Origin of the sequence: Corallibacter sp., assembly GCF_048381695.1 — a bacterium.
Lineage (GTDB): Bacteria > Bacteroidota > Bacteroidia > Flavobacteriales > Flavobacteriaceae > Corallibacter > Corallibacter vietnamensis.
In genome coordinates this window covers 59604-78271 of the sequence record NZ_JBLXHI010000009.1, presented here as the reverse complement: position 1 = coordinate 78271, position 18668 = coordinate 59604, and the positions used below count along the sequence as shown (strand labels likewise).

General features: G+C 32.5%; 18 protein-coding genes. 3 read left to right on the top strand and 15 right to left on the bottom strand.

Annotation, left to right across the window (positions count from 1 at the left end):
* Positions 1–46 precede the first annotated feature (46 nt).
* Entirely contained in the window at positions 47–1618 is a 1572-nt protein-coding gene (locus ACN5J3_RS11800; RefSeq protein ID WP_418510159.1) for a sensor histidine kinase, read from the top strand.
* Positions 1619–1622: 4 nt separating this feature from the next.
* On the top strand, positions 1623–2336 hold the full coding sequence (locus ACN5J3_RS11795) for a response regulator transcription factor (protein WP_417291429.1): 714 nt from the start codon (positions 1623–1625) through the stop codon (positions 2334–2336).
* Positions 2337–2385: 49 nt separating this feature from the next.
* On the opposite strand, the gene miaA is transcribed toward ACN5J3_RS11795, so the two are convergent.
* The 7 genes from miaA to ACN5J3_RS11760 all read right to left on the bottom strand — a co-directional run bounded on the left by miaA (position 2386) and on the right by ACN5J3_RS11760 (position 9543).
* Positions 2386–3306: a tRNA (adenosine(37)-N6)-dimethylallyltransferase MiaA gene (gene miaA, locus ACN5J3_RS11790; RefSeq protein WP_418511898.1), complete on the bottom strand. Its 921-nt coding sequence runs from the start codon at positions 3304–3306 to the stop codon at positions 2386–2388.
* A gap of 18 nt (positions 3307–3324) precedes the next feature.
* A complete protein-coding gene (locus ACN5J3_RS11785; protein ID WP_344730983.1) occupies positions 3325–4188 on the bottom strand; it encodes an ion transporter in 864 nt (287 codons plus the stop codon).
* 43 nt (positions 4189–4231) lie between these two features.
* Positions 4232–5593, bottom strand: coding sequence for an exonuclease domain-containing protein (locus tag ACN5J3_RS11780; protein ID WP_418511896.1), 1362 nt, complete (start codon positions 5591–5593; stop codon positions 4232–4234).
* Positions 5594–5611: 18 nt separating this feature from the next.
* Positions 5612–6271: a YggS family pyridoxal phosphate-dependent enzyme gene (locus tag ACN5J3_RS11775; protein ID WP_418510157.1), complete on the bottom strand. Its 660-nt coding sequence runs from the start codon at positions 6269–6271 to the stop codon at positions 5612–5614.
* 76 nt (positions 6272–6347) lie between these two features.
* Entirely contained in the window at positions 6348–7586 is a 1239-nt protein-coding gene (locus ACN5J3_RS11770) for a DUF1015 domain-containing protein (protein WP_418511869.1), read from the bottom strand.
* 49 nt (positions 7587–7635) lie between these two features.
* Positions 7636–8526 (bottom strand): 3-hydroxyacyl-CoA dehydrogenase family protein, encoded by an 891-nt coding sequence (locus tag ACN5J3_RS11765; protein WP_417291425.1) that lies wholly within the window; start codon positions 8524–8526, stop codon positions 7636–7638.
* 57 nt (positions 8527–8583) lie between these two features.
* Positions 8584–9543, bottom strand: coding sequence for a Gfo/Idh/MocA family protein (locus tag ACN5J3_RS11760; RefSeq protein ID WP_418511868.1), 960 nt, complete (start codon positions 9541–9543; stop codon positions 8584–8586).
* A 158-nt stretch (positions 9544–9701) separates the two neighbouring features.
* Between ACN5J3_RS11760 and ACN5J3_RS11755 the strand changes: the two genes are divergently transcribed.
* A complete protein-coding gene (locus tag ACN5J3_RS11755) occupies positions 9702–10343 on the top strand; it encodes a protein-L-isoaspartate(D-aspartate) O-methyltransferase (protein WP_344730987.1) in 642 nt (213 codons plus the stop codon).
* Here the strand turns inward: ACN5J3_RS11755 and ACN5J3_RS11750 are convergent.
* The 8 genes from ACN5J3_RS11750 to clpB form a co-directional block, all read right to left on the bottom strand.
* Positions 10340–10858, bottom strand: coding sequence for a DUF1648 domain-containing protein (locus ACN5J3_RS11750; protein WP_417291423.1), 519 nt, complete (start codon positions 10856–10858; stop codon positions 10340–10342). The genes ACN5J3_RS11755 and ACN5J3_RS11750 overlap by 4 nt on opposite strands.
* 2 nt (positions 10859–10860) lie before the next feature.
* Positions 10861–11412 carry a hypothetical protein gene (locus tag ACN5J3_RS11745; RefSeq protein WP_418511867.1) on the bottom strand — a complete coding sequence of 184 codons (552 nt, stop codon included), beginning with the start codon at positions 11410–11412 and terminating at the stop codon, positions 10861–10863.
* A 24-nt stretch (positions 11413–11436) separates the two neighbouring features.
* Positions 11437–13908 carry a DUF5686 and carboxypeptidase regulatory-like domain-containing protein gene (locus tag ACN5J3_RS11740; RefSeq protein WP_418511866.1) on the bottom strand — a complete coding sequence of 824 codons (2472 nt, stop codon included), beginning with the start codon at positions 13906–13908 and terminating at the stop codon, positions 11437–11439.
* Between the two features lie 75 nt (positions 13909–13983).
* The gene (smpB, locus tag ACN5J3_RS11735; protein ID WP_418511865.1) at positions 13984–14439 is read right to left on the bottom strand and encodes an SsrA-binding protein SmpB; all 456 of its coding nucleotides are present in this window, start codon (positions 14437–14439) and stop codon (positions 13984–13986) included.
* Between the two features lie 148 nt (positions 14440–14587).
* Positions 14588–15250 carry a deoxyribose-phosphate aldolase gene (gene deoC / locus ACN5J3_RS11730; protein WP_418511864.1) on the bottom strand — a complete coding sequence of 221 codons (663 nt, stop codon included), beginning with the start codon at positions 15248–15250 and terminating at the stop codon, positions 14588–14590.
* Positions 15251–15324: 74 nt separating this feature from the next.
* The gene (locus tag ACN5J3_RS11725; RefSeq protein ID WP_418511863.1) at positions 15325–15561 is read right to left on the bottom strand and encodes a hypothetical protein; all 237 of its coding nucleotides are present in this window, start codon (positions 15559–15561) and stop codon (positions 15325–15327) included.
* On the bottom strand, positions 15548–15838 hold the full coding sequence (locus ACN5J3_RS11720; protein WP_418511862.1) for a hypothetical protein: 291 nt from the start codon (positions 15836–15838) through the stop codon (positions 15548–15550). Before ACN5J3_RS11720 ends, ACN5J3_RS11725 begins: the two co-directional genes overlap by 14 nt.
* Before the next feature lie 176 nt (positions 15839–16014).
* Positions 16015–18624: an ATP-dependent chaperone ClpB gene (gene clpB, locus ACN5J3_RS11715; RefSeq protein ID WP_418511861.1), complete on the bottom strand. Its 2610-nt coding sequence runs from the start codon at positions 18622–18624 to the stop codon at positions 16015–16017.
* Between the last annotated feature and the right edge of the window lie 44 nt (positions 18625–18668).

Here is an 18668-nt window from a genome sequence, read left to right as displayed (position 1 = left end):
GGTTAAATGCTAAGGGAACTAAATGTTAAAATGGTAATTTTGAGCGATGAGCAAAAAGCTATTCATCATATTAGTATTGTTAATGAGTTTGTCTCTTGTTGGGATAATATTTGTACAAGCATATTACATTAACAACTCAATAAAAAATGAACAAGAACAATTCACTTTTAATGTAAAAAAAGCACTGACTTTTACATCAAAAGAAATTGAAGATAAAGAGTTTGAAGACTACGTATACCTTGTGCAAGATTTATTTGCAAAAGGCGTAGAACCTGACACAACAGCATTTAGAGAATTATATTACAAGCAAGAAAGCAATAACTCTCATGAAATGCTGATATATAAAAACAGTATTCTAGAAGAAAACTATAAACTTTCTTCATCGATCTTTGACATAGGTTTAGATAGTATCAATATTAAAAAAGTATTGAGCGAAAGTAATACAAAGGTTTTAAGAGGCTCTGCAGTTGAAAAAAACTCAAATAAAAGTTTGAGTGCTATGCTTGTAGAAATGGGAAACATCTCTAAAGGAGAAAAAGTTTTCTACGAAGATTTTTATAAAAGTATAGCTTTTAGAACACCTTTACATAAACGTGTAACGGTAAAAGAAATAAAGAGACTTTTATCTAAAAAACTAAAAGAGGATGAGATAGAAGGAGACTACCAATTTGCAATATATAGCAATGGTTTAGCAACCAAAGTACAAAGTGAAAACTTTGAACTTCAAAAATCATCAACCTTTAGTGTGCCAATATTTCAAAATGAAAATGATAGCAATAATTATAGGCTGTTATTAAATTTTCCAACAAGAAATATGTTTTTACAGTCATCAATAATCAAGATGACGTTATTGTCAATCATTTTTACATCTATCATTATAATTGCTTATACAAGCGCTTTGATGCAGTTACTTAAACAGCGAAAAATATCTGAAATAAAAACAGATTTCATAAACAACATGACGCATGAGTTTAAAACGCCAATAGCTACTATAAACTTGGCTTTAGACGCTATAAGAAATCCAAAAATTATAGAAGATAAAGAAAAAGTAATGCGTTATCTTAAAATGATAAAAGATGAAAATAAACGTATGCATGCGCAAGTAGAAAATGTATTGCGAATATCTAAACTAGAAAAAAACGAATTAAATATAAGTAAAGAACGTGTTGAGTTGCACGACTTATTAGAGGATGCTATAACTCATGTTGAGTTAATAGTTGAAGATAGAGCAGGATTTGTTAAAACACATTTAAATGCTGAAAAGCACTCGGTTTTAGCAAACGAAACACACTTTACAAACGTATTAGTAAACATTCTGGACAATGCCATAAAATATTCTCCAGAAGCACCAAAAATTGATGTTTACACAGAAAATGTAGGCAACAATGTAATAATAAAAATTAAAGACCAAGGCAGCGGTATGAGTAAAGCTGCACAAAAGCGTGTGTTTGAAAAATTTTATAGAGAGCACACCGGAAACATACATAATGTAAAAGGGCATGGACTAGGTTTGGCCTACGTAAAACGTATTGTAGAAGACCACCAAGGACATATCTCTGTAGAAAGTGAAAAAGACAAAGGAAGTACCTTTATTATAAAACTTCCATTAATATCGTAAAGCTATGACTGAACAACAAAAGAAAATTTTATTAGTAGAAGACGACCCGAATTTTGGTACCATTTTAAAAGATTACCTTGTAATGAATGATTACGAAGTAACACATGCAAAAAATGGTATGGAAGGTTTTGAGAAATTCAAAAAAGACGATTTCGATTTGTGTATTTTAGATGTAATGATGCCGTATAAAGACGGATTTACATTAGCTAAAGAAATTAGAGAAAAAAATACCGATGTGCCTATTATTTTCTTAACAGCCAAAGCCATGAAAGAAGATGTGCTTAAGGGTTACAAAGTAGGAGCAGACGACTATTTAAACAAGCCTTTTGATAGTGAAGTTTTACTAATGAAAATCAAAGCTATTATGCAGCGTAAAGCTACAGAAACAGTAGCAGACAGTAAGCAGTTCCAGTTTAAAATAGGAAGTTTTGACTTAAATTCTAAACTACGTTTTTTAAGCTACAAAGGTGGTGAACAAATAAAATTATCTCCAAAAGAAAACGAGTTATTACGATTGTTAGCACTTCATGAAAACGATTTAATGCCAAGAGAGCTTGCATTAACAAAAATATGGAGAGATGATAATTATTTCACATCTAGAAGTATGGATGTTTACATTGCTAAATTACGTAAGTATTTAAAATTAGATGATAAAGTAGAGATACTTAACATTCATGGAGAAGGATTTAGACTAGTTGTAAATTCTGAAGAAGCTTAAATGCAAACAAAACAAATAAATAAAAAGCCAGCATATTCTGCTGGCTTTTTTATTTTATTACATTTTTGATATGATCTGTAATAAGGTTGATATCATATTCATAATCAAACCAAGTAGTGTTTTCATTCTTCTTAAACCAAGTTAATTGACGTTTAGCAAAACGACGCGAATTTTTCTTGATTTCAGAAACAGCAAAATCTAAAGACCATTCATTGTTTAAGTATTTAAAAATTTCTTTATAGCCTACAGTGTTTAAGGCGTTTAGATGCTGTTTGTTTTCTAGGTTTTTTACTTCTTGTAACAAGCCTTCATCCATCATTATATCTACACGTTTATTTATTCTATTGTAAATAACTTCTCTTTCAGCTGTTAGACCAATGGAAATGGTTTTAAAGTTTCTTTTTTCTTTTTCCTTGTTTAAAAAAGATGAAAAAGGTTTTTGTGTTCCTATACAAATCTCTAAAGCACGAATTACACGATGCGGATTGTCTGTTGCAATATTGTTAAAAGATGCTTCATCTAGCGTTTTTAACTGCTTTTGTAAACTCTCTAGTCCTTCTGTTTCTAGCTGTTTGTTTAAATGCGTTCTTATAGATTTATCTACTTCAGGAAAATTATCTAATCCTTTTGTAACTGCATCTACATAAAGTCCAGAGCCACCAACCATAATAACTATTTCTTTTGTTTGAAATAAATGGTTTAACCTTGTAATAGCGTCTTTTTCAAAGTTGCCAACATTGTAATCATCTTCAACTGATTTGTGGTGTATAAAATGATGTTTTGCAGCTAATAATTCATCAGGAGTTGGAGCAGCAGTACCTATTTGCATTTCTCTAAAAAACTGTCTGGAATCTGCTGAAATAATTTCAGTATTAAAATAGTTTGCAAGCTTAATACTTAAAGCTGTTTTTCCTATAGCAGTTGGACCAACTATAGATATTACATAGTTATTTGAATCTGATTTTGAGATGGCTATATGATTTGAGAATTAATTTATGTGTAAGTTGTGACCGCATTTATGACAATATTCAGCATTATCTTTATGGTCATTTGCTAGACAGTTAGCACAGGATTGCGAGTTTAAGTGTATGTTTCTATGTGGTTGATTTGTTAATGGTGTTTTTGCTTGTCCTGCCTGTTTTGTATACTCGGCCGATACAATACCTGTAGGAACAGCTATAATCCCGTAACCTAGTATCATAATTACTGAAGCTATAAATTGCCCTAAAGGTGTTACGGGAGCAATATCTCCAAAACCAACAGTTGTAAGAGTTACTATACACCAATAAATACTTTTTGGAATATTTTCAAATCCGTGTTCTTCTCCCTCAACAAGATACATGATGGTTCCAAAAATGGTTGCAGCAATAAGCACAGCAAAGAGAAATACCGAAATTTTTGCTCTACTGGCTTTGATAGCAGAAGCCAAATGATTTGAAGCGCCTAAATATCTTGCAAGTTTTAGTACTCTAAATACACGTAGTAAACGTAGTGCTCTTAAAGCAACAAGTGCATGTGTGCCAGCAAAAATTAATGATAGATACTTTGGTAATGTAGATAGTAAGTCTATAACACCATAAAAACTGGTAATATATTTTATAGGTTTCTTTACGGTAACTATTCTAGCGATATATTCAACAGTAAAAAGAATGGTAATTACCCATTCAGAAATGTTTAAAAAATCATGATACTTTTCATCAAAGCTTTTTATGCTTTCAAGCATAACTAAAGCAATACTAGCAAGAATGGCTATGAGAAGAATAATATCAAATAATTTACCGGCAGGCGTATCTGCTTCATAAATAATTTCATGAAGCTCATCTCGCCAATTTTTATTTGATGATTTACTCATAATTTCAAAAATAATAAAACTTGCAAGTAGAAATGTACTTTGGTTAAAAAATAACTGTTTTTATTCGTTTGTTCTTTCTTAAATAGGCTTGTATAATGTGCTGTGAGTCCCTGTTGTTTTCCATAGGTGTAATTATAGATTCTAGAACATCGCTGTTGGTTATTTGATAATTTAAGTCAAAAAAACCAAGTCCTTTAAAAATACCATTTTTAATTAAAATAGCGCTGCGTTCATCAATATCTCTGCCTTTGTCAATAATAACCATATTTAGGTTTGTGTAGCTATTTTTTTGAATAAGCGACTCCACACGACTATTGTATGACTCTGCTGTTTCTTGTTTTATACAAGCGCCTTCGCATTGTTTTATAGTGTAATTAAAGCAGTTTGTTTTAGTAGGATAAAGCCCTGTCAATTTTTGGCATAAATTATAGTCCTCTACAGCTTTGTGCATAAAACTTTTAGCGCTTTGTCTATTACTGAATGTGGTTATAGCTGTTTTTCTACCATCAGCTTTATCAATTTTTAAATTGATATATCCATTGTCATCTACAAAGCTATATAGAGCATAGGTGAAAATAGTTCTACGTAAAGCTCTATTAAATAAAGGCTTGTTCTTTTTTATTTCTTGGTTTTCTTTTAAAAGAGCAACAAGTTCACTGCCTGTTTTTTCGTAAGTAACAGAAGCAGTTTGTAATTGAATTTTTTTTGATTTAGGGCTGGTACTGCTAAAATGTTGACTTATTCTATTTTTAATATTATTGCTTTTTCCAATGTAAATAATATCGCCTTTATCATTATGAACGTAATATACTCCAGTTTCATTAGGTAGCTCATTTATAATCTGTTTCAAGTTGGGCTCCATTTGAAACTTTGGTTCGGCACGTACTGCGTCTTTTATAATATGCTTTTCTAAATCTTTATTTAGTAGCATTTTAAAAAGCTTTACAGTTGCCATTGCGTCACCAGATGCACGATGTCTATCTGTTACAGGAATTCCTAAAGCTCTAGCTAGCTTACCCAAACTGTAGGACGGTTGTCCAGGAATTAATGATTTAGAAAGCTCTACAGTACAAATAGTTTTACGTTTGTATCCAAAACCAAGTCTTTTAAATTCGGTTCGTAAAATACGATAATCAAATTGGGCATTATGAGCAACTAAAATACAGTCTTCAGTAATTTCAACTATGCGTTTGGCAACCTCATAAAATTTTGGAGCATTGCGAAGCATATTGTTGTTAATCCCTGTAAGATTTACAACAAAAGGTTGAATATCTCTTTCTGGGTTAACAAGACTTATAAACTGATCTACAACTTTATGACCATCAAATTTATAAATGGCGATTTCGGTTATTCCTTCTTCATTGTACTTTCCGCCGGTAGTTTCTATGTCTAATATTGCGTAAATAAGTCGTTGTATGTTATATTAATTATAATTTCTTGAGCCAAATATACTGCTTCCTACTCTAATCATTGTACTTCCACTAGCTATTGCTGTCTGGTAGTCGCCACTCATACCCATACTTATAGTTTTAAAGTTAGGGTATTGTTTGTGTAATGTATCAAAAATATTTTTTAAAGTAAGAAATTCATTTTCAATTTGTGAAGTGTTATCAGTAAATGTTGCCATTCCCATTACACCAGTAATTTGCACGTTTTTTAGATTATTGAATGCTTCAGATTGTAGTAATTGCACAGCATCTTTTTCAGACATACCAAATTTACTATCTTCTTTAGCGATTTTAATTTGAAGTAAGCAGTTAATGGTTCTGCTGTTTTTTTTAGCCTCCTTATCAATCTCTTTAAGTAGTTTAAAGCTGTCTACACCATGTATTAAGGAAACAAAAGGCGCCATGTATTTTACTTTATTTCGTTGTACATGACCTATCATATGCCACTGAATATCTTTAGGTAGGGCTTCATGTTTGTCAACCATTTCTTGGATTTTGTTTTCACCAAAAACACGCTGTCCAGCTTCGTAAGCCTCAATAATATCAGTATTAGGTTTGGTTTTTGAAACAGCTACAAGCGTAACATGTTGAGGTATTTGTGATTGAATTTTATGAAGGTTTTGTTTTATACTCATTTAGTATTTTTGTTTTAAGCCTTTTATTAAGCATTATCAATACTATTAGCACTAGAGTTGCTAATAGGTGGTTTTGTTAAAACTCGTAAATGGTTACACCACTACGAAGTTTGGGCTCTATATAAGTGCTTTTAGGAGGCATTTTTAAACCATCGTCAGCAATGTTTTTCATTTGCTCAATAGTTGCAGGAACCATACCAAAACCAACAGTAAACTCACCACTATCAACAGCACTTTTTATATTTACAATATCATTTTTACCATTACTATACTCAATTCTGATGTCGTTTCGTAAGTCATCAATACCTAAAATAGGTTGTAAAATGGTTTTGTAAAGCAATTGAGCATCAAGGCCATCAAGTGATGTTTCTATGTTATAAACCGTTTTTCGTAAATATAGCGAATAAAAATCGCCATCTAAATACATGCTAAAATGATTTTTTTTAGAAGGTTTATAAGGTGTTTTTCCTCGGTTTTCAATACGGTAAAAAGTGTCTAATTTAATTAAAAACTCTTCTTTACTTAAGCCATTTAGCCCTTTTACAAGTCGGTTAAACTCATGAATTTTTAAATCAGATTCAGGAATTAAATAGCTCATAAAAAAATTATAGTCTTCGTCACCTTGATGATCAGGGTTGGCGTCTTTTAAGTCTTTGTAAAGTAAATAGGATGATGCAGACCTGTGGTGTCCATCGGCTATGTAAATGGCCGGCATGTTTTTAAATTCCTCTTGAATGCTTTTTATGGTTTTAGGAGTATCTACCAACCACAAGTAGTGTGTATCTCTATAAGTTGTTGTAAACTCAAATTCAGCACGCTTTTTTTGAGCTTCTTTGATGATTGTTTCAATAGCGCTATTGTCAGGATAGGTAAGTAGTACAGGTTCAGCATTAAACCCTACCGTTTTTAAATAATCTTTAAAAACTACTTCTTTATATGCAATGGTATCTTCATGCTTTTTTATAGCATCGTTTTCATAATCTAAAGCGCTTGCAGCAGCAATGATGCCATTAAATTCTCTGCCTTCACGGTTTACAATTTTGTAAACGTAATAACAAGGAGCATCATCTTGAACAAAAATACCTTCTTCTTTAAACTCTAAATATCTATTCTTTACCAAAGAATAACGCGCCTGACCAGAAATTTCTTTATCAAACTTATAACCAGGGTTTACAATATGTAAAAAAGAAAATGGATTATCACGTAAGCGTGCTTCGCGCTGTTCCTTTGTGTAGCTTTGATATGAACGAGCAGCTACAAGACTTACTTTGTCTCGTGTTGGTCGCACAGCTTTAAAAGGTATAATGTGAGCCATTTTCTTTTTTTGTTACTTTAAAAAACAGTGAATCTGTTTTTTAAAATTATTAGTTTGAGAATTGTTTAGAAACTTTTTCTGCTTTTCTGCTTTCAGAATAATCATAAAAACCTTCACCTGATTTTACACCTAGTTTTCCAGCCCTTACCATATTTACCAATAGTGGACAAGGTGCATATTTAGGGTTTTTAAAGCCATCATACATGACGTTTAATATTGATAAGCAAACATCTAAACCAATAAAATCTGCTAATTGTAATGGTCCCATAGGGTGAGCCATACCTAGTTTCATTACCGTGTCTATTTCTTGTACACCGGCAACACCATTGTATAATGTTTCTATAGACTCGTTTATCATAGGCATTAAGATACGGTTTGCTACAAAACCAGGGTAATCATTTACTTCTACAGGAATTTTTCCAAGTGTTTTAGAAAGTTCCATAATAGTACTCGTTACTGCATCAGTAGTATTATAACCTCTAATTATTTCTACCAGTTTCATAATTGGCACAGGATTCATAAAATGCATTCCAATTACTTTTTCTGGTCTTGAAGTTACAGCTGCAATTTGTGTTATAGAAATTGATGATGTATTTGTTGCTAAAATTGTTTCGTCAGAGCAAACTTCATCCAATTGCTTAAAAATATTCAGTTTTAAATCGATATTTTCAGTTGCTGCTTCTACTACTAAACTAACATTTTTAACACCATCTTCTAGTTTTGTATGAGTGGTTATATTACTTAAAGTAGTTTGCTTGTCAGCTTCAGTAATTTTTTCTTTGGCAACCATTCTGTCTAAATTTTTAGCAATGGTATCCATACCTCTTTTTAAAGAAGCTTCACTTATATCTATTAATTGTACTTGAAATCCACTCTGGGCAAAGGTATGAGCAATACCATTTCCCATTGTACCAGCTCCAATTACTGCAACATTTTTCATGTTAATTTTTATGTTTTTTATTTCTTAAAATAAGAAAATTGTTAATAATATTAATTTTTAGAATTGATTGATAATCATTGTAGCAACACGTAAAGCTTCTGTACCATCATGTAGTGTTACGATTGGTTTTGTGTTGCTGTTAATAGCGTCAGCAAAAGTTTCTAGCTCGTCTAGAATAGCGTTATTTCCTGCTACATCTGGATTATCAAAATAGATTTGTTTTTTTACGCCTTCAGCATTCTGAAGAATCATATCAAAATCTCCAGGTGTTTCTGGTGCGTCTTTCATTTTTACAACTTCACATTTTTTCTCTAAAAAGTCTACAGAGATGTATGCATCACGTTGAAAAAAACGTGTTTTTCGCATGTTCTTTAATGATATTCTACTGGCTGTAAGGTTTGCTACGCAACCATTTTCAAATTCAATTCGTGCGTTAGCAATATCAGGTGTGTCACTGATTACAGAAACGCCACTAGCTGAAACGTGTTTTACTTTAGATTTCACAACGCTTAATATGATATCAATATCATGAATCATTAAATCTAAAACCACAGGAACATCAGTACCTCTAGGGTTGAACTCGGCTAGCCTATGTGTTTCTATAAACATAGGGTTTTCAATTTTGTCTTTCACAGCTGTAAACGCAGGATTAAAGCGTTCTACATGACCAACTTGACCGCGTATGTTATGTTCGGCTAGTAGTTCTCTAATATGTTCTGCTTCTTCAACAGTGTTTGTGATAGGCTTTTCAATAAAAATATGTTTTCCTTTTGCAATGGCTTGTTTAGCACAATCATAATGCGATAATGTAGGTGTTACAATATCTACCATATCAACAGCATCAATCAATGCCTCAATTGAGTTAAAGTATTTAAAGCCAAACTCGGCTTCTACCTTTTTAGCATTAGCTTCATCAGCATCATAAAATCCGACAAGCTCATATTTTTCAGATTGATTAAGTAATCTTAAATGAATTTTTCCAAGATGCCCAGCACCAAGAACTCCAGCTTTTAGCATGTTATTTACGTTTTCAACAAAAATAAGATTTTTCGCTATTTATTAGTGTGAAATTATTAATAAAATGTTGTAAATTATAAAGGAATGATAATTGTTGAAAGATTAATTTTTAGCTTCAGAATCTTTGAATTATTTTAGCTCTGAAAACCTGACTAACATTGAAAGATACGTTTAAACACCGCGGATTAAGGCAAAAGCTTGTTGAAGTTGTTAAAGCAAAGGGCATTACAGATGATAATGTTTTAAAGACGATAGGAAACATTCCTAGACATTTGTTTATGGACTCTAGTTTTTTAGATCATGCATATCAAGATAAAGCATTTCCTATTGCTGCTGATCAAACTATTTCGCAACCATATACAGTAGCTTTTCAGTCTGAATTACTACAAATTACACCTGGAGACAAAATTCTAGAAATAGGAACAGGTAGTGGTTATCAAACTGCGGTATTATGTGAGCTTGGTGCTAAAGTTTATAGTATTGAGCGTCAGCATGAGCTCTTTAAAAAAACAAGTAAGTTTCTTCCTAAACTAGGTTACAGGCCAAAGAAACTCATTTTTGGAGATGGCTACATTGGGCTGAAAGAAGAAGCGCCTTTTAAAGGTATTATTGTAACTGCAGGAGCTCCATTTGTGCCTAAAGCTTTATTAGCACAGTTAGAAATAGGAGGAAGGCTTGTAATTCCTGTTGGAGAAAATGTACAAACAATGACACTTTTTATTAGAAAAGGACCAAAAGATTTTGAAAAGCATGAGTTTGGAGAATTTAGATTTGTACCCTTATTAGAGGATAAAAACTAATTTTTTTGTTTTCTTATTGTAAGTACAACTTGTATTATTGGAACAACCACCATTGCTAGAAGAATACCGTTTAATACATAGTGCGATATTAGGCTAAAACCACTTTCACTGTTTATAGATACGCGGACAATCTCATAATTAATTATTAAGAATAATGATGCAACACCAATATTCATATAAGTCATCATTTTTATAGCCGATTTATATTGCTTTTCGGCATTTTCTGGTGTGATTTTTACAGGATAATTAAATTGATGCGGGTATTGCATTAGTTTATACATTCCAAAAGTTAGTACAAACCCTAATATGGTTAAAAACCAAATAGAATTTTTTTCAGCATAATTTGTGACTTCTCCAGAAAAATTAAAATGGACAGGTACTTGGGCTGGTAACGAGTTGTAGTTGATTAATGTGTAAACCAAACCAATACCTAAAAGTATAAAGGGTGTGATTTGCAATAGTTTATCTTGCACACTTTTTTCTATCTCTATTTTAGGTCTGTCATCATAAAACATAATTACTCTTTTGGTGGTAAATACGCCTGTGGAATAGGATTGTTTTCAGTTTCTTGAGTCCAGTATACATTTATTATCCACCAACGATACCCATCATTTAAAAGTTGAATACTGTTAATGCCTCTCATAAAAGGCGTATCATCTTCTTTGTTTTTATAAGCTTCGTAAGTACTGAAAACTTGAGCTATATTTCCAAATGTGTTAGTAACTCTATGAATTTCTCTTTCGTGAAATCCGTTTTCTTCAAGCCAGGTTCCAGAAGTACTTACATAATCTCTTGGCGACATATAGCGCACGTGAAGTAAGGTGTCTTTAGGTTTTTTTCCGGCAGGAATAAGCTTAGCATCTTCTTTAAAAAGGTGTTGAAATAGACTCCAATCTCTCTCAAAACCTCTGTCTCCTGAAATTACATTGTATAAAGATGTGACAATAGCATCAATACTTTCTACATTTTTAGAGTAATCTATTTCTTCAATATCTGTTTCGGTGTCTTGCGCCCAAAATGATTGTGTACTGCTTATTAAAATAAAAAGTATATATAATGTTTTTCTCATGCGTTAGTTTTTTATCAAAAATAACTAATTAAGAAGTTTTATGCCAAAAATAATAGCATCACTTTGAAAACCGCTTTGATATGATCGAACATAATCTAATCTTAAAAATCTAAAATTGCCCCAACCTAAATTGTCTAAACCAATAGAGAATTCTTGATAAGGATTTTTTCCATCTACAGAAAGAGCGTGAGCTCCAGTTACCAAGTTAAAGTTAAGCTTATTTAAAAGAGGGATTTTTCCTAAAATAAAGCCTTTAAAATCATGTTCAATATGAAGTTCAGCATAAGATTTATTAGTGCTCATGCTGTAATATGGTAAGTTGTTAAAAACATTTATATAGCTGCTACCAGAGCCAATTTGTGTTTGATTACCGTTAAAGTGTTTATAATCTATAAAAGCAATATTATCAGCATTTATAAAGGTTCCTCCTTTAAGGTTATATTGAAAATATCCTTTGTTTCCTACATCAAACCCTTGGTATATTCGTGCTTTGATTTCATCAAAATTATAGTTTGATATTGTTGCCCCAAACCCTTTTTCATAACCAATTAACAGGCTTGGGTATTTGTCTGATGACACATTAAACTTTCCGTCAGGGTAACTCATGTATTTTTGTCCGAAATTAATAAACGCATTAATGCCGAGTTTCATAATGTTATGAGATACAAAAGGCGCATTTGTATAGGCTGTTTCGTCTAATGGATTATTACTTGAGTATACTTTGTCAGCTTGAGGAAACCATGCTTGATCTGTGGTATTAAAAAGTGGTTTTCTAGCTTCATAAGCAATGGCAGAACCTAAATAAAGACCATTAAATAGCTCTTGAGAGTAGTCTGCTCTTATGAATTGCTTTTCATATAGCTTCATGTAATTTTCTTCAGCTAGTAGTGAATATGCCGTGTTTATGAGTTTTGAAATAGGATTGCTACCGTTAAATTGTTCTACAGAAACACCACCCGAAAGTTTTGCAAACCGTCTGTTTGTGTTGTTAAACTTATAAGATATTGCTCCTGATGCTCGTAATCTTTCATCACTAAAACCATAGTTTATTTTAGCATTAGCACTAAAGCGTTTGGTGTAATCATCGTAACTTTTGTTAAAGTATAGGTTTATATCACTATTAAAGCCTTGTACGGTATTAAAGCTCAAGTTTTCTAACGGATTTGAATATCCTATATTCCAGTTTTTATAAGAGTTTTGATAATTATAGCCAAAAAGGACGTTGGTTAACTTGAATTTATTACGTTCTGCGTCAATGGAATCTAGGTATGTTTCAGATTTCCTTATTGTTTGTATACTGTCTTTTTTTACATAGTCAGTCGCTTCTTCAGCAGTTAAAGGAACTGGGCGTTTGTTGTTCCAGAATAAAGAATCTTTTTTATTAGCTTCTTTTTCAAATGATAAAATCTCCCTTGTAAATGTTTTTTTGGTAAACTCCGGATGAAAATTATAATTACTATAAACAGCGGTAAAGCGGCCATTTCCAGTTATTCCAAACATACCATATGAAAAGTCAATATTGTTAGAAATTAAAGCCCAAAGTTTATCAATATCAGAGTAAGAAAAGGTTTGCTTTATGGTAATGGTTTTTGCAGCGGGAATTTGAGCTTGTTCTCCTGTAACACTCAATTCTAATCCATAAAGTGCCCATTGATCTTCAACAATGTAAATGGTTCCAGAGAATACTCGATCATTTTCTCGCCTTGGAATTACTGTTATTTGATTGATTAAGTGTCCTTGGTCATCATAAAAAACTCCTTCTAGTTTATAGCGGTAGTAATTAAAAGCGTTGCTAGCTATGGGCGATACAATTTGATTGCCAATTTCTACAGTTGGGTTGTAGATGTTAAAATCAACGCTACTAGCGCTATTAAAGCTAAAACCGTTATCATTACCACTCACTTTAGAGGCTATAATGTGCTCTTTTAATTTATCTGGATATTGGAATGTAAGTTTTGAAATTGTTTCAGATAGATAGATCATTCCGCTACGTGTAGAGTCTAAATTACCATCTAAATCGCCAATTTCTTGACCAAGTATTTTTTCGGGAACATTTTCAATTTTTATAAAGCCTCTTGAATAAAAATCTGATGTGTAAGTTTTTGTGTTTTCTAGGTTTTTCTTTCTGTGAGCTATTGCATTGCGTATTATTTTATTAGCTGGGTTTTCGTCAGAATTAATGACTACTTCAGTAAGCGAAATGTCTTCGTTTTCAAGCGTTGCATCTAGCGTAAAAGGAAATGAATTTATAGAGACTGTTTTTTTTAGAGTTTTGTAGCCTATAAATTTAAAAACTATTGTATAAGTTCCTTTTTCTGATATATTTAATTCGTAAATACCATTATCGTTACTAGTAGTGCCTGTGTAAGTGTTTTCAATATAAATATTTACAAATGTAAGAGGCTCTCCTTGTGTAGATGTTACACTTCCTGTAACTTGAGAAAATAGCGTAGTGTTGATTAATACTATAAAAGCGAGTAGTAATAGTTTTTTCATAAATTGATTATTAGCAGTATGTTTCAAACATAGCTATAATATCAATTACGAATTGTTAGAGATGTCATAAAATTATTAAAAGCTTTTCTTAATTCTATCTAGCCTAACTTTATTTTCTCTGTCTTTTATTGTTTCCCTTTTATCGTAAAGTTTTTTACCTCTTGCTAGGGCAATAACAAGTTTTGCAAGTCCTTTTTCATTTATAAATAAGCGTAAAGGAACAATGGTTAGTCCGGTGTTTTTGACTTCTTTCTCAAGTTTTTTTAACTCTCGTTTGTTGAGTAATAACTTACGTTCGGCTTTAGGTTTGTGATTGTAATATGTGCCGTACAAGTATTCTTCAATAGTCATGTTTATAACAAACAATTCGCCTTGCTCGTTAAACTCACAAAAACTTTCAGCTATTGATGCTTTACTGTTACGAATAGATTTAATTTCGGTTCCAGTTAAAACAATACCTGCGGTATACTTATCTAAAATTTCGTACTGAAATTTAGCTTTTTTGTTCTGTATGTTTATTTGTTTTTGCATGAATGCCAAAGGTAAATAATTTAAGGGGAAATTATAATTTTAAAAGGATATGATTTTTTAAAGGCAGATATATTAAATAAAAAAGCAATTATATAGCTTATGTCGCATATATAATTGCTTTTCTGATAATATTTTATGAGAAATAGTTTTAGCTGGCCTCGATTAGTAAGGACTCTGATGCTATTTGAGCACCAGACGAAGTGCCTATTCTATCAGCGCCAACCTCTATATATTTCAAAGCAGTTTCGTAATCTTTTATACCGCCAGAGGCTTTAATTTTTACTTTATCTTTTACCGTTTTCTTTATCATCTTAATGGCTGTAAGTGTCGCGCCACTTTTTGAGAATCCAGTAGAAGTTTTTATATAATCTGCTTTAGCGTCGATACAAATTTGACAAGCTTTAATTATTTCATTTTTAGATAATTCACTGATTTCTAAAATTACTTTAAGAGGCGTGCTACCTATAGCTAATTTAACATCGCAGATGTCTTTGTATACAGCTACATAGTTTTTACTTTTTAGCATTCCAACATTAATAACCATATCAATTTCGTTAGCACCATCTTCAACGGCTTTTTTAGCTTCACAGACTTTGGCTTTAGTGCTCATAGCACCTAAAGGAAAACCAACAGTAGCACATACTTTTATGTTGGTCATGGTTAAAAAATGTTTAGACAAAGGCACATAGTAGCTATTTACGCATACGGCATGTAGACGATATTCCTTGGCTTCGTCGCATAATACTTTTATATCTTTTTTTGTTGCAGCTGCATTTAGGAGTGTATGATCAATATGCTGATTTATGGACATTTTGTGTAATTTGTAGGTTAAGATGTTGTAAAAATACGATTAACGGTTGATTTATTTAAATTTTTAACGAACTTTTAGATAAACGACATGCGCTTGTTTTTTCTATTAAAAAGCGTTTTTACATTTTTATTATTGTTTTGAAGTTGGCTGAAAAAATATTTTGTTTGTAAGTGTTTGTTTGTTAGGTGTATATGTAATTTTTCTTTCTTGCTGTTTTCTGAAATAATCTTTTGTGTCCACTGAATAGTATTGCTTAAGTTATCAAAAATAGCAAAGGGCTTATTATAGAATTTACTTTCATATTTTGACATTTTTAAGCATTTTCTCGTTGTTCGGGATAACTGCTATAGCTACCAAGTTAGATATTTTTTCAATTTCCTTATAAACTAAAGGGTCTACAGAAAAGGAAGTAACTCTATTAGAAATGTAAGCAATTTTACAACCGTTAAAATGCTGCTCTAAAATGAGTTTTAAATAGTTGGTCTCTTCTAAATCAAAAATTTCACCTTCTTTAACCTGCTTGATTAAGAAGTTGTCAAAAACAAAGACTTCGGCATGGCCGATATCATAATAATGAAACATTCCCATAAAAAATTGATTTGGAGATATTTAAAGATAGTGAATTTTAAAATACGAGTAAGAATTATGTGCAAAAAAAAGCAACGCTAGTCTTATGTGTATAAGATGTGCGTTGCTTTTCAATTAACTAACCAACTATTATGAAAACGAATACTTCGTTTCTTTATTATAACTTTAACAAGTTTTTAATACTCTTCTGATACTAAATCGCCTTGATTTCTAAATACTAATTTATCATCAAAAGCATCTAGTAAAATAATACTGTCTGTAGATACTTTTCCAGATAGTATTTCTTTACTTAACTCGTTTAATACTTCTTTTTGTATCACGCGTTTTACAGGTCGTGCACCATATTCTGGATTATAACCTTTTTCAGCTAAATACTCAACAGCTTCAGGTGTTGCGTCAAAAGTGATGCCTTGTTTTGCAATCATTTTAGTAATGCCTTTTAGTTGTAAACCAACAATCGCTGTAATGTTTTCCTTACTTAAAGGCGTAAACATAATAGTGTCATCAATACGGTTTAAAAACTCTGGTCTTACTGATTGTTTTAATAAGGCTAACACATCTACTTTTGCAGCTTCCATAGCAGCATCAATATCTTTTGTAGCTTCAAAACGCTCTTGTATCACATGACTTCCCATATTTGAAGTCATAATGATTATCGTGTTTTTAAAATCTGCCAAACGTCCTTTGTTGTCTGTTAGATGTCCTTCGTCAAGTACTTGTAACAAGATGTTGAAGGTGTCTGGATGCGCTTTTTCAATTTCATCTAATAATACTACTGAATACGGTTTGCGTCTTACGGCTTCGGTCAATTGTCCACCTTCGTCATAACCTACATATCCTGGAGGCGCACCAACCAATCTGCTTACTGCGTGACGCTCTTGGTATTCGCTCATATCTATACGCGTCATTGCATTTTCATCGTCAAACAGATATTCAGCTAATGCTTTAGCCAATTCGGTTTTACCAACACCTGTAGTTCCTAAAAACAAGAAAGTTCCAATAGGTTTTTGCGGATTTTGTAAACCTGCACGACTACGTCTTACAGCATCACTTACAGCAGCAATGGCTTCTTCTTGTCCAACCACGCGCTTGTGTAATTCGTCTTCAAGCTTTAGTAGTTTTTCACGCTCGCTTTGTAGCATTTTGGTAACAGGAATTCCTGTCCATTTTGCAACCACTTCGGCAATATCATCATGTGTGACTTCTTCCTTAATCAATGAGTTTCCTGATTGATTCTCTTGAAGTTCTTTTTGAAGTTTATCTAACGATTCTTGGGCTTCCTTAATTTTTCCGTAGCGAATTTCAGCTACTTTACCATAGTCGCCTTCGCGTTCGGCACGTTCAGCTTCTAGCTTATAGTTTTCAATAGCCTGTTTGGTATTTTGAATATTGTCAACCACTTCTTTTTCGCTTTTCCACTTGGCGTAAATTTCGTTACGTTCTTCTTTTAGGTTTGCTAAATCTGAACGTAAAGACTTTAATTTCGCTTCGTCTTTCTCACGTTTTATGGCTTCAATCTCAATTTCCAACTGCATGATTTTTCTGTCTAAAACATCTAGTTCTTCAGGTTTTGAATTGATTTCCATACGTAGTTTAGATGCAGCTTCATCCATTAGGTCAATGGCCTTATCTGGAAGAAAACGGTTGGTGATATAACGCTCTGATAATTCAACAGCACCAATAATCGCTTCGTCTTTAATGCGCACTTTATGATGTGTTTCGTACTTTTCTTTAATACCACGAAGTATTGAAATAGCACTTTCAGTATCAGGTTCATCAACCATAACTTTTTGAAAACGTCTTTCAAGAGCTTTGTCTTTTTCAAAATACTTTTGGTATTCATCCAACGTTGTAGCACCAATAGCACGTAACTCACCACGTGCTAACGCAGGTTTTAAAATGTTGGCAGCATCCATAGCGCCTTCGCCTTTTCCAGCACCAACAAGTGTGTGAATTTCGTCAATAAAAAGTACAATGTCGCCTTCGCTTGTAGTTACTTCTTTTACAACCGCTTTTAATCGCTCTTCAAACTCTCCTTTGTATTTAGCACCAGCAATAAGTGCTCCCATATCCAATGCAAATATTTGTTTGTCAACTAGATTTTCAGGGATGTCACCATCTACAATTCTATGTGCTAAACCTTCAGCAATGGCGGTTTTACCAGTTCCTGGCTCACCAACAAGAATTGGGTTGTTTTTGGTACGACGTGATAAAATTTGAAGAATTCTACGTATTTCTTCATCACGACCAATAACAGGATCCAATTTTCCGTCTTTGGCTAATTGGTTTAGGTTTTTAGCGTATTTGTTTAACGAGTTATAAGTGTCTTCTTGACTTTGAGACGTTACTCGATCACCTTGACGTAGCTCATCAATGGCTTTTACAAGGTCTTTTTCAGTGACACCTTGGTCTTTTAGCATTTGTGCAATCTTACTGTTTGACTTAAACACAGCAAGAATAAGATGCTCAACAGACACATAGTCGTCATTCATTTTTTTAGCAATAATTGCTGCCTCGTTAAGGCTTTTTCCAGCTTCGCGAGAAAGCATAATGTCGCCACCAGATACTTTAGGTAAACTTTCTAGTTGTTTATCTAAAACCTGTTGTAGGGTCTGAACGTTTACATTTAGCTTTTTTAAAATAAATGGTAAAACGTTTTCATCAACAAGCGTAATGGCTTTAAAAATATGCTCATTTTCTATTTGTTGATGTTGTAAGCTTTGGGCAAGCTGTTGCGCTTGCTGTATCGCTTCTTGTGATTTTATTGTATAATTATTAAAGTTCATGTGTTTAAATTTTTCCTTTCTTTGTAGCGTATAAGTCAATAATC